Genomic DNA, 12076 nt, shown 5'->3' on the forward strand with positions numbered 1-12076 from the left:
GTCAGGAGGACGTACGGACCACCAGTTCGGTGGCCAGCACCGCGTGCCGCCGCTCGGGGGCGGCCGACTCGGGCGGGCGGCGGTCGGCGATCTCGGTGAGCAGCAGGTCGATCATGGCGCGGCCCATCTCCTCGATGGGCTGGCGGACGCTGGTCAGCGGCGGGTCCATGTGGCGGGCGATGGCCGAGTCGTCGTAGCCGACCAGCGCCACGTCGTCCGGGATGCGGCGGCCCGAGGCCCGCAGCACCTGGCGGGCACCGGCCGCGGTGACGTCCGAACCGGCGAAGACCGCGTCGAGGGCGGGCTCGCGCTCCAGCAGCCGGGCCATCGCCCGGTGCCCGCCCTCCTCGGTGAAGTCGCCCTGCTCGATGAGGTGTTCGTCCTCGGTGAGACCGGCGTCGGCGAGCGCGTCGCGGTAGCCGTCGACGCGCCGCTGGGCACCGTAGACGTCCATGTGGCCGGTGATGTGCGCGATGCGGCGGCGGCCCCGGGAGAGCAGGTGCTCCACCGCCGACCGGGCGCCCCCGTAGTTGTCGGAGTCCACGGACGTCAGCGCCTCGGCCGCCGAGCGCGGTCCGCTGATCACCGCCGGGATGCCGAGCTGGGCGACCAGGTCCGGCAGCGGGTCGTCGGCGTGCACGGACACCAGCAGCACCCCGTCCACCCGGTGCGCGGCCAGATACTGCGCAAGCCGCCTGCGTTCCCGGTCGCCGCCCGCGAAGATCAGCAGCAACTGCATCTCGGTGTCGGACAGTTCGGCGCCGACCCCGCGCAGCATGTCCGAGAAGTACGGCTCGGCGAAGAACCGGGTCTCCGGCTCCGGGACGACCAGCGCGATGGCGTCGGTGCGGTTGGCGGCCAGCGCGCGGGCGGCGGTGTTGGGGACGTAGCCGAGTTCGGCGACGGCCGCCTCCACGGCCGCGCGGGTGGCGTCGCTGACCCGGGGCGAACCGTTGATCACGCGGGAGACCGTGCCGCGGCCCACCCCGGCGCGGGCGGCGACCTCCTCCAGGGTCGGCCGGCCGCCACCCCGGCCCCGCCCACCGTTGCCCGCCATAGTCGCCGCCTTCCGTTCACCCCGCCGACAGGCCGGGAACCCAGGCCAGGAATCTAACAGCCGGGGGCACGGCCGCCCCCTCCCCCACCGCCGCGCGGGCAGCGGCGAGAGGGGGACGGAAGGGAACGGAAGGAACACGAAAGGGAGACGAAAGGGAGGCGAAAGGGAGAGGGGGCGTCCGCGCTCAGCCGGCCGAGGGCAGCGCGTTGTCCCGGATCACCCCGGCGTACCAGTGGGCGCTCTCCTTGGGGATGCGGCGCTGGGTGCCGTAGTCGACGTAGACGGCGCCGAAGCGCTTCGAGTAGCCGTAGGACCACTCGAAGTTGTCCAGCAGCGACCACAGGAAGTACCCGCGCACGTCCGCCCCGTCCGCCACCGCCCGGCGCACGGCGTCCAGGTGGGCGTGGAGGTAGGCGATCCGGCGCGGGTCGTTGACCCGGCCCTCGGGCGAGACGTAGTCGTCGAAGGCGGCGCCGTTCTCCATGACCATCAGCGGCAGCTCGGGGTGGGAGGCGGCCAGGCCGGTCAGCAGGGTGTGCAGGCCACTGGCGTCGATGGCCCAGTTCATCGCGGTGAGCTGGTCGTTGGCCAGGTGGAAGGCGACGCGGTCGGAGCCGGTCCACGGGGAGTGCTCGCTCGCGCCGTGGCCGTCGTTCTTGGTGGCGGCGCCGTCGGCGGAGTGGGAGACCACGGTCGGCGCGTAGTAGTTGACGCCGAGCACGTCCAGCGGGCGGGAGATCTCCGCCAGGTCGCCGTCGTGCACCAGCGTGCCCCAGTCCACGAGGTGGGCGGTGTCGTCGAGCAGGTCCTGCGGGTAGGCGCCGTCCAGGATCGGGCCGGTGAAGATCCGGTTGCCGACCGCGTCGATGCGCCGCGCGGCCTCGGCGTCCTCGGGGCTGCCGGTCAGCGGGCGCACCTGGTGCAGATTGAGCGTGATGGACGTCTGCGCGGACGCGGGCAGCACGGAACGCAGCGCGCCGACCGCCTGCCCGTGGGCGAGGTTCAGGTGGTGCGCGGCGCGCAGGGTGGCGGCCGGGTCGGTACGCCCCGGGGCGTGCACGCCGGAGCCGTAGCCGAGGAACGCCGAGCACCAGGGCTCGTTGAGGGTGGTCCACACGCCGACGCGGTCGCCGAGGGCGCGGGCGGTCATCTCGGCGTACTCGGCGAAGCGGTGCGCGGTGTCGCGGTGCGGCCAGCCGCCGGCGTCCTCCAGCTCCTGGGGCAGGTCCCAGTGGTAGAGGGTGGCGACCGGGGTGATGCCCGCCGCCAGCAGCTCGTCGGTGAGCCGGCGGTAGAAGTCGAGGCCGCGTTCGACGGCGGGCCCGCGGCCGGTGGGCTGCACCCGGGACCAGGAGACGGAGAAGCGGTACGCCTTGAGGCCGAGGTCCTTCATCAGGGCCACGTCGTCGCGGTAGCGGTGGTAGTGGTCGGCGGCGATGTCGCCGGTGTCGCCGTTGAGGACCTTGCCGGGGGTGTGGCTGAAGGTGTCCCAGATGGAGGGGGTGCGGCCGTCCTCGGCCGCGGCGCCCTCCACCTGGTAGGCGGCGGTGGCGGCGCCCCAGACGAAACCCGTGGGGAAGGACGTGCCGGAGGACGGCCGGGCGGTGGTCTCGGGTCGTACGGCGGTCATGGTGAGAGCGCTCCCAGAGTGGCGTGCAGGTGACGGGCGGAAAGGGCCCGGACCGGGGTCCGGTGGGGGGATGCGGGCGGGCGCCGGGGTGTGCGCCCGGCCCGCAGGCGAGGCGGTACGGGGAGGGGGGAGGGGTGAGAGGGGGGAGGGGTGAGAGGGGGGTGGGAAGGCGGCGGGGCGGGTGCGGGAGGTCAGCCCTTCACCGCGCCCGCCATGATGCCTCCGACGATCTGCTTGCCGAAGACGATGAAGACCAGCAGCAGCGGAAGCGTGCTGACCAGCGCGCCCGCCATGACGATGCTCTGGTCGGGGGTGTAGGAGGCGCTGAGCTGGCCGAGCGCGACCTGGAGGGTCGGGTTCTCCTGGTTGAGGGCGAGGAAGGGCCAGAAGAAGTCGTTCCACGCCTGGACGAAGGTCAGCATGCCGAGCACCATCATCGCCGGGCGGGCCGCGGGCAGGACGACGCTCCACACGACGCGGATATTGCTCGCGCCGTCCACCTTGGCCGCCTCGACCAGTTCGTAGGGCAGCGCCTCCAGCAGGTACTGGCGCATGAAGAAGACACCGAAGGCGCCGACCAGGGTCGGGAAGATCACCGACTCCAGTTTGCCGCCCCACCCGATGTCCGACATCAGCATGAAGAGCGGGACCACGCTGAGCTGCGGCGGGATCGTCAGCGTGGCGATGACGGCGGTCATCAGCGCGCCCCGGCCCCGGAAGCGCATCTTGGCGAAGGCGTAACCGGCGAGCGTGCAGAAGAACAGCGTGGCCACGGTGATGCAGCCGGCCACGATGACGCTGTTGACGATGGCCTTGCCGAGGTTGGCCTGCTCCCAGGCGGCCTGGATGTTGTGCCAGAGCTTGCCGCCCGGCACCAGTGGCGGCGGGCTGTCCAGGACCCGCTGCTGGTCGTGGGAGGCGGCCACCAGCGTCCAGTACAGCGGGAAGACCGAGCCCAGGCCGACGACGACGAGGGCGAGGTAGGTGAACGGGCCGCCCTTGAGCTGCTGGCCGGCGCCGATCTTGAAACGGCCGCGGGACCCGCCCGGGGCGGGGGCGTCCGGAGCCGGGGTGAGGTCCGGCAGGGGGGTGAGGGGACTGGTCGTGGTCATCGATGTCGCTCCCGTCAGGCCGCGCTCTTGCGCACGAACCGGCCGACGATCCAGTTGATCAGGGCGATGAGCAGCAGCAGGACGAGCATGGCCCAGGCGACGGCCGCGGCCGGGCCCAGATGCCCCAGCTTCCAGCCGTAGTTGTAGAGATAGATGCTGAGCGTCTCGTACTGGTGCTCGCTGCCGCCCTGGGATCCGAGGGTGCCGCCCTGGAGCAGCAGCGGCTCACCGAACAGCTGCATGGATCCGATGGTCGAGATGACGATGGTGAACAGGATCGTCGGCCGCAGCGAGGGGATGGTCACCTTGCGGAACTGCTGCCAGCGCGTGGCGCCGTCGATCGACGCGGCCTCGTACAGATCGCTCGGCACCGCCTGCATGGCCGCCAGGTAGATCAGGGCGTTGTAGCCGGTCCAGCGCCAGATGACGATGACCGAGACGGCGATCTTGGAGGTCCACTCCCCGTTGCCCCAGTCGGTGTTGCCCGCGCCGAAGAAGTGCAGCACCCAGTTGAGGATGCCGCCGTCGGCGCGGAAGACCAGCGCGAAGACCAGGGCGGCGGTGGCCACGGAGGTGGCGTACGGGGTGAGGATCACCGTCCGCCAGAACGTGCTGGCGCGCAGCTTGTAGTTGAGCAGATGGGCCAGGCCCAGCGCCACGAGCAACTGCGGGACGGTCGAGATGACGCCGATGACGAAGGTGTTGGAGACCGCCGTCCAGAACTCGGAGTCCTGGAGGATCTTCGAGAAGTTGTCGAAGCCGACCCACTGCGACTGGTCGAGCCCGGTCAGCTCCACCCGGTGCAGGGCGATCCAGCCGGTGTAGAGGAGCGGGTAGAGCCCGAAGGCACCGAAGACGAGGAAGAAGGGGGCGATGTACGCGTACGGCGACGCCTTGTCGTCGAAGCGCCACAGCCGGGCGCGCCACGTGTCGCGGCGGCTCGGCGCGGCGCCGGGACCGCCGGGCGGCGGGGTGTGGGCGCCCCGTACGGGGGTTGTCGTTGCCACGGGGGGAGTCCTTCCCTGGGAGGGTGCGGCCGGGAACGGGTGGGAGGCGGTGCGGGGCGGGGCGGGCGGGGTGTGGTCGGCGGTCTCTGGCGGGCTGCGGGCGCCGGGGCCGCCGGGTCCCGCCGCCGTCCCTGCGCGGTGCGGGTGGTACTGCCGTCCCGGCGCCGCTCCTGCGCGGTGCGGGTGGTACCGCCGTCCCGGCGCCGCTCCTGCGCGGTGCGGGTGGTACCGCCGTCCCGGCGCCGCTCCTGTGTGGTGCGGGCGGTACCGCCGTCCTGGTGACGGACGGCGGTACCGGCCGCCGCCGCCTGGGGGCGGGGCGGGATGGGCCCGGCCTGCGGGGACGGGTCCGACCTACCGGACGGGACCGGCCCGCGGGACCGGGGCCCGGCCCACGGGACAGCCGCCGTCCTGCCGGGTCGGCCGACGACCCGCGGGACGGGTGCCGACCGTGGATCGGCCCCCTTCCCCAGGGCCGGGGACGGCCTTGCGGGAGCGCTCACCGTCCCACGGGACCGGCCGCCGTCCCAGGGGTACGGCCGTGCCCGTGGACTCGGCCGCGCCGTCGGGGTGGTGCGCAGGGAGGCGGGGCGGGGCGACTGACCGGCGAGCCGGACCGGCGTAGGCCCGACGACCCGGCCGATCCCTGCCCGGATTCGCACAGGGCCGCCGGGCCCACCGGGCGAGTCCCCGTCCGGTCCTGCCTCCGGGTCCACCTGTCCGGGCCCGTCCCGGCCGGGACAGCCATGACGCTTCCGACCAGCCCGTCCGCGAACGCCCGTACGGCCCGGCGCCGGCAGCCGGGCCTGGTGCGGGCACCGCCACCCGGAGCCGCCGCCCGGGACCGGCCACCGGGATGCGACCGTCGCGCGCGGTGCGGGCGGGCGGCGCGGGCGGGCGGTACGGGCAGGCGGTACGGGCAGGCGGTACGGACGGCCGGTGGGGCCGCCCGCACCGGCGGACGTCAGCCGATCGCCTTGTCGATCGATTCCGTCGCGGCCTTCCATGCCTTGTCGGGCGCCGTGCCGCGCTGCTCCATGTTGTTGATCTGCGTCGAGATCATGTCCTTGATCGCGGCGTCCTTCGGGCCGAGCACCGCCTCGGGGATGGCCTTGGCCTCGTCGGCGTAGATCTGGCCGACCGGGGCGTCGCTGAAGTACGGGAGCTTCGCGTCCTTCACGCCGGCCAGCTCGTACGCGCCCTTGTTCGACGGGAAGACACCGACCGCCTTGAAGACGGCGGCCTGCTGCTCGGGGGCGGTCAGCCACTTGACCAGCTCGGTGGCCTCCTTGACGTGCTTGCCGCCCTTGGGCACGGCGAGGAAGGAGCCGCCCCAGTTGGCCGCGGTCGAGCCGGGCGCGCGGGCGATGTCCCACTTGCCCTTGTAGGTCTCACCGGAGTAGGTGGCGATCTGGGCGGCCATCCAGGCGGGGCACGCCATGGACGCCACGGTGCCCTTGCGCAGCGCCGCCTGCCACGCGTCCTGGAACTGCGGCAGGCCCTGGCTCAGCTTCTTCGAGGCGGCCTCGGCGGCCAGGTTCCAGCCCTGCTGGACGGCCTCGCTGTCCTTGTAGACGGGCTTGCCCTCGGCGTCGTAGTACTGCTTCGCGGAGGAGCTGACGACCGCGTTGTACATGGCGCTGGCGGAGTCCATGAAGAAGGTGCCGGACGGTGCCTTCGTCTTGTACTGCTCGCCGAGCTTGATGTAGTCCTCCCAGCCGCCCGCGACCGCCTTGGCGACGGCCTCGCGGTCGCTGGGCAGACCCGCCTGCTGGAAGAGGTCCTTGCGGTAGCAGAGCGACATCGGGCCGATGTCGGTGCCCGCGCCGATGACCGTGCCGTCCTTGGCGGTGGCCTGCTTCTCCTTCCAGGACACCCAGTCGGCGACGTTGATCGTCTTGCTGAGGTCGGCGAACTTGCCCGCCTGGGTGTCGACGACCTCCTTGATGCGCCCGACCTCGATACCCGTGACGTCCCCCAGACCGCTGCCCGAGTTCAGCTGCTGAAGGAGCTTCGGGTAGTAGTCCTGCTCGTTCGCGGTGGTCTCTTCCTTCACCGTGATGTTCGGGTGCAGCTTCTCGTACTGCGCGAACAGGCCGGCCTCCTTGTAGCCGAACTGCCCGTAGTCGGCCACCTTGAGGGTGATCTTCCCGTTGGCATCCGAGCTGTCCGAGTCGCCGTCGCTGCTGCAACCGGTCAGCAGCAGGGCCGAGGCCGTCAGAACCGTCGTGGTCAGGGCCGCTGCTCCGCGGCCTGGACCGCCGACGGTACGGGTGATGCGCATTCCACTACTCCTTGTTCCAGGGGGAACGGGACCTCAGGAATCAGACCGCCGGATCCCGGCGGTGCGGACCTGCCCTCTCGGTTCGAGCAGCGGCCAGCCCACTGCACCCGAAGTGCGGTGCGAAGTTGCTGGTCAACGGTGTGCCATATGAGGTAGAGGGAAGGGCCGTTGGTACGGGGGTCCACACGGGAGAGCGTCCCGGAATCTCCGTGGGACCGCTCCCATGCGGCATGCCGGAAGACTCGTTGCTGCCGGGCCAGGTGTCAAGACTTGAAAACGGCGTTGTTGCGCAAGCGTGTTCCGCACGTCACGTGAATGTGTCGTGCGGCGCGACGCGACCCTGCGGCCCCCGTCCGGTGTCCTCCAGGATTCACGCAGGTCACAGCCGGGTGAACGGGCCCCTGTCGACCATGGGGTGATCGTCCGGGGTGGCCGCCGGATTTTCTGGGCCAGAATGAGCGGACCCCCACCGCAACCGCCGGAAGGTGAACGATGACCCCCGCCGAACCGCCCCCGAGGCCCGCGGACGTCCGGCGCCCCACCCTGAACGCCGTGGCCGCCCGCGCCGGGGTCGGCCGGGGCACGGTCTCCCGGGTGATCAACGGCTCGTCCCAGGTGAGCGAGCGCTCCCGGGCAGCCGTGGAGCAGGCCATCGCCGAACTCGGCTACGTCCCCAACCGCGCCGCCCGCTCCCTGGTCACCCGCCGCACCGACTCGGTGGCCCTGGTCGTCCCGGAGGCCGAGACCCGGCTCTTCTCCGAGCCGTACTTCTCCGGGATCATCCGGGGCGTTTCGACCGGACTCGCCGACGCCGGGATGCAGTTGCTGCTGGTCCTGGCCCGGGACGAGAAGGAGTACGCGCGACTGGCCGACTATCTGTCGGCCCAACGCGTGGACGGTGTCCTGATGATGGCGGTGCACGGCGACGACACCCTGCCCGACCGGCTGGAGGAACTGGCGGTGCCCACCGTGCTGGCCGGGCGGCGCAGCCACCGCGAACCGCTCGGGCACGTCCGCGCGGACAACAGCGGCGGCGCCCGCACCGCGGTGCGGCACCTGCTGGCCCGGGGCCGCCAGGTCATCGGCACCATCACCGGGCCGCTGGACATGGACGCGGCGCAGGCCCGGCTCGACGGCTACCGCACGGCGCTGGCGGACGCCGGGCTCCCCGCCGACGAGGAGCTGATCGCGGGGGGCGACTTCACGGAGGAGGGCGGGCGCGCGGCGATGCGCGAACTGCTGCGGCGGCGGCCCGCGCTGGACGCGCTCTTCGCCGCCTCCGACGTGATGGCCTCGGGCGCGGTGCTCGAACTGCGCGCCGCCGGGCTGCGGGTGCCGCACGACGTCGCCGTCGTCGGATTCGACGACTCGATCGTGGCCCGGCACATCGATCCGCCGCTGACCAGCGTCCGCCAGCCGCTGGAGGAGATGGGCCGCACCATGGCGGACCTGCTGCTCTCCGAGATCGCCCAGCGCGGCACCGGCCACCGCGCGGTGGTCCTGCCGACGGAGCTGGTGGTGCGCGAGTCGGCTTGAGCGGGACCGGCCGGGTGCCGGGTCATGGCCCTGCGCCCCGGGGCGGGCGCGGTTGGCGGGGCGTGGCCCGGTCCGGTGAAGGCGTGGCCCGGTCCGGTGAAGGCGCGGTCCGGTCCGGTGAAGGCGCGGTCCGGTCCGGTGAAGGCGCGGTCCGGGGCATGGTCCGGGGTGGCGTGGTCCAGGGCCCGGAGGGCGTGGTCCGCGCGGGACCCTCTTTTGTCGTGGGAGCGCTCCCATGCATAATGGGGGCCATCCGACTCGTGGGAGCGATTCCATGCCCGAAGCGCAGAACGTGTCCTTCCCGCCCTCCTTCCTCTGGGGCGCGGCCACCTCCGCCTACCAGATCGAGGGCGCCGTACGGGAGAACGGCCGCACCCCCTCGATCTGGGACACCTTCAGCCATACGCCGGGCGCGACGGCCGGCGGCGACACCGGCGACACCGCCGTCGACCACTACCACCGCTACCGCGACGACGTGGCCCTGATGGCCCGGCTCGGCCTGAACGCCTACCGCTTCTCGGTCTCCTGGCCGCGCGTCCAGCCCACCGGCCGGGGGCCCGCCGCGCAGGCCGGTCTCGACTTCTACCGCCGGCTGGTCGACGAACTGCTGTCCCACGGCATCAAGCCCTCCGTCACCCTCTACCACTGGGATCTGCCGCAGGAGCTGGAGGACGCGGGCGGCTGGCCCGAGCGCGACACCGCGCGGCGCTTCGCGGAGTACGCGCACCTCGTCGGCGAGGCGCTCGGCGACCGCGTGGACCAGTGGACCACGCTCAACGAGCCCTGGTGCAGCGCCTTCCTGGGCTACGGCTCCGGGGTGCACGCGCCCGGCCGCACCGACCCGGTGGCCGCGCTGCGCGCCGCGCACCACCTCAACCTCGCGCACGGCCTGGGCACCCAGGCGCTGCGCTCGGTGCTCCCGGCCCGCGCCTCGGTCGCCGTCAGCCTCAACTCCCAGGTGATCCGCCCGCTGTCGCAGCAGCCGGAGGACCTGGCGGCGGCCCGGCAGATCGACGACCTGGCCTGCGGGGTCTTCCACGGTCCGATGCTGCACGGGGCGTATCCGGCGACCCTGCTGGAGGCGACCGCACCGGTCACCGACTGGTCGTACGTCCTCGACGGCGATCTGGCCACCGCCCACCAGCCGCTGGACGCGCTGGGCCTCAACTACTACACGCCCGCGCTGGTCTCCTCGGCGCGGAACGCGCCCGAGGGCCCGCGCGCGGACGCCCACGGCGCGAGCGCGCACTCACCGTGGCCCGGTGCGCGGGACGTGGCGTTCCACCAGCCGCCGGGCGACCGCACGGAGATGGGCTGGACGATCGACCCGGGCGGCCTGCACGAACTGATCATGCGCTACAGCCGCGAGGCACCCGGCCTCCCGCTCCACGTCACGGAGAACGGCGCCGCCTGCCCCGACAAGGTCGACGACGACGGCCGCGTACGCGACCCGGAGCGCGTGGCCTATCTGCACGCCCACCTCGCGGCCGTGCACCGGGCCCTCGCGGACGGCGCGGACGTCCGCGGCTACTACCTGTGGTCCCTGATGGACAACTTCGAGTGGTCCTATGGCTACGCCAAGCGGTTCGGCGCGGTGTACGTCGACTACGCCACCCTGGACCGCACCCCGAAGTCCAGCGCCCTCTGGTACGGGCAGGCGGCCCGGACCGGGCAACTGCCGCCGGTGGACACCTTCTGACGAACGTCTTCTGACGGACGCTCTTGATGGCCGTCTTCTGGCGGACGTCTTCTTGATGCGCGGCGGGCCGTACGGAACACCTCTCCGTACGGCCCGCCGGCCTGGCGCGGGGGCGCGCCGGTCAGTTGTAGGCGCCGAACGCCTTGCTGAAGGCGAACGGCTCCTGCGCGACGGAGCTGCACGTCGCGTCCGCGGTGGGCTTGGGGCCGCCCGCGCACTGCTTGTCGCGGGTGGCGGACCACATGGACAGCCAGCCGAGCCCCTTGGACCTGGCGAACGCCACCAGCTGGCCGGCGTCGTCCACCTTGAAGACCTCGGCGGAGACGTCGTTGACACCGATCATCGGCGTGACGGTGACGGCCTTCCACGCGGCACTGTCGGACAGCCCGAGCACGCTCTTGATCTGGGCCTGGGTGGCGGTGGCGGCCTGCTCGGCGTACGTGCCCATGTCGCCGTTGTACGAGGCGCCGTAGTCCATCGCCATGATGTTGACGGTGGAGATCTTCACACCGCCCGTCTTCGCGCCGGCCAGCAGGTTCACGCCGTCCTGGGTCAGGCCCTCGGGCATGACCGGGAGAGTGAAGGAGACATCCAGGCCGGGGTGTTGGCGCTGGAGCGCGGCGATGGCCTGGGCGCGGCGGGTGTTGGCGGCGGAGTTCGGCAGCGCGCCGCCCTCGATGTCGAAGTCGACCTTGGTCAGCTTGAACTGGTCGACCGCCTTGCCGTACGCCGCCGCCAGCGCGTCCGCCGAGGAGCAGGTCGTCGCCAGCTCGGAGCCGCTGGCACCGCCGAAGGAGACCCGGACGTCGCCGCCCTTGGCGCGCAGCGCGCCGATCTGCGCGGCCACGGCGTCGCCGCCGAGGTCGGTGACACCGCCCCACTTGGGCGTGCAGCCGCCGCCGTCGGTGACGAAGGCGAGGTTGTAGTTCTTCACACCGGTCGCGTCGGCGCTCGCCAGCAGGTCGAAGGCGGGGTAGAGGGAGGTGTCGACGTAGGGCGCGAAGCCGGCGCCCGCGGTCGTGCCGGTGCCGGGGCTCTGGGAGGACGTGGGGCTCGCGGTCGGGGCCGTCGCGGTCGCCGTCGGGGTGGGCGTCGTCGTCCTGGTGGGGGTGGGCGTCGGGGCCGGGCTCGCGGACTGGGTGGGCCGGCCGCTGGGCTGCGGGGTCGCTCCGCCGTCCGCCGAACAGGCCGCGCCGTCGATGCGGCAGCCGGTCGGGCCGCCGGTGCCGTCGACCACGAAACCGACGGTGACGGACTGTCCCGCGGCGAGGCCCGCGGTGTCCCACTTGGCGGGCTTCACGGTGACGTGCTGTCCGGCGACGGCGGCCTCGCCGTTCCACAGCGAGCCCAACTTCGTGCCCGACGGCAGGTCGAACTCCAGGGTCCAGTCCTTCTCGGCCGACCCGCTGTTGTTGGTGACGACGTACTGCGCGGTGTAGCCCGTCGACCAGTCGCTGGTCCTGGTGTACGCGGCACCGGTACCGGCCGCCTGCGCGGTGGAGGTGAACAGGAACACCCCGCCGCCGGCCACGGCCGCCGCCACCAGGCCGCCTATCGCCTTGTTCCTGCCGCTGGTCCTGCGCCGGTGCGTGCTCATCGCGGTGCCTGCCTTCGCTGTTCACGGGGCCCGGGGTGCCCGAGGGGGTGCGTGGTGCGGGTGTGCGGTGGGGGTGGGGTGCGGGTGGGGTGCGCGTGGGGTGCGGCAGCACGCTAGCGATCCGGAACCGGGCAATCAGGCTGTTCCGGGCGGG

Annotated in this window: 8 protein-coding genes; 2 read left to right on the forward strand and 6 right to left on the reverse strand. The window is 72.7% G+C overall.

The window, feature by feature from the left end; genetic code table 11:
* Position 1: 1 nt before the first annotated feature.
* The 5 genes from A8713_RS11190 to A8713_RS11210 form a co-directional block, all read right to left on the reverse strand.
* Positions 2–1057, reverse strand: a complete 1056-nt coding sequence (locus A8713_RS11190) for a LacI family DNA-binding transcriptional regulator (RefSeq protein WP_064533285.1) — start codon at positions 1055–1057, stop codon at positions 2–4.
* Positions 1058–1241: 184 nt separating this feature from the next.
* Positions 1242–2687, reverse strand: coding sequence for a GH1 family beta-glucosidase (locus A8713_RS11195; protein ID WP_064533286.1), 1446 nt, complete (start codon positions 2685–2687; stop codon positions 1242–1244).
* 191 nt (positions 2688–2878) lie between these two features.
* Positions 2879–3799 carry a carbohydrate ABC transporter permease gene (locus A8713_RS11200; RefSeq protein WP_064533287.1) on the reverse strand — a complete coding sequence of 307 codons (921 nt, stop codon included), beginning with the start codon at positions 3797–3799 and terminating at the stop codon, positions 2879–2881.
* A 14-nt stretch (positions 3800–3813) separates the two neighbouring features.
* Positions 3814–4806, reverse strand: a complete 993-nt coding sequence (locus tag A8713_RS11205) for a carbohydrate ABC transporter permease (protein WP_064533288.1) — start codon at positions 4804–4806, stop codon at positions 3814–3816.
* A gap of 964 nt (positions 4807–5770) precedes the next feature.
* A complete protein-coding gene (locus A8713_RS11210) occupies positions 5771–7090 on the reverse strand; it encodes an ABC transporter substrate-binding protein (RefSeq protein ID WP_064533289.1) in 1320 nt (439 codons plus the stop codon).
* A 492-nt stretch (positions 7091–7582) separates the two neighbouring features.
* Between A8713_RS11210 and A8713_RS11215 the strand changes: the two genes are divergently transcribed.
* Together A8713_RS11215 and A8713_RS11220 are read left to right on the forward strand one after the other, a co-directional pair.
* Positions 7583–8626 carry a LacI family DNA-binding transcriptional regulator gene (locus tag A8713_RS11215; RefSeq protein ID WP_064533290.1) on the forward strand — a complete coding sequence of 348 codons (1044 nt, stop codon included), beginning with the start codon at positions 7583–7585 and terminating at the stop codon, positions 8624–8626.
* A 274-nt stretch (positions 8627–8900) separates the two neighbouring features.
* The gene (locus A8713_RS11220) at positions 8901–10325 is read left to right on the forward strand and encodes a GH1 family beta-glucosidase (RefSeq protein WP_064533291.1); all 1425 of its coding nucleotides are present in this window, start codon (positions 8901–8903) and stop codon (positions 10323–10325) included.
* A gap of 121 nt (positions 10326–10446) precedes the next feature.
* On the opposite strand, the gene A8713_RS11225 is transcribed toward A8713_RS11220, so the two are convergent.
* A complete protein-coding gene (locus tag A8713_RS11225; RefSeq protein WP_064533292.1) occupies positions 10447–11922 on the reverse strand; it encodes a glycoside hydrolase family 18 protein in 1476 nt (491 codons plus the stop codon).
* Positions 11923–12076: the final 154 nt, after the last annotated feature.

Source organism: Streptomyces sp. SAT1 (assembly GCF_001654495.1).
Lineage (GTDB): Bacteria > Actinomycetota > Actinomycetes > Streptomycetales > Streptomycetaceae > Streptomyces > Streptomyces andamanensis.

What these genes read in the sequence shown, in the direction of transcription:
- A8713_RS11225 (WP_064533292.1), bottom strand. Translation starts at nt 11,922, where the DNA reads ATGAGCACGCACCGGCGCAGGACCAGCGGCAGGAACAAGGCGATAGGC.
- A8713_RS11220 (WP_064533291.1), top strand. Translation starts at nt 8,901, where the DNA reads ATGCCCGAAGCGCAGAACGTGTCCTTCCCGCCCTCCTTCCTCTGGGGC.
- A8713_RS11200 (WP_064533287.1), bottom strand. Translation starts at nt 3,799, where the DNA reads ATGACCACGACCAGTCCCCTCACCCCCCTGCCGGACCTCACCCCGGCT.
- A8713_RS11195 (WP_064533286.1), bottom strand. Translation starts at nt 2,687, where the DNA reads ATGACCGCCGTACGACCCGAGACCACCGCCCGGCCGTCCTCCGGCACG.
- A8713_RS11215 (WP_064533290.1), top strand. Translation starts at nt 7,583, where the DNA reads ATGACCCCCGCCGAACCGCCCCCGAGGCCCGCGGACGTCCGGCGCCCC.
- A8713_RS11210 (WP_064533289.1), bottom strand. Translation starts at nt 7,090, where the DNA reads ATGCGCATCACCCGTACCGTCGGCGGTCCAGGCCGCGGAGCAGCGGCC.
- A8713_RS11190 (WP_064533285.1), bottom strand. Translation starts at nt 1,057, where the DNA reads ATGGCGGGCAACGGTGGGCGGGGCCGGGGTGGCGGCCGGCCGACCCTG.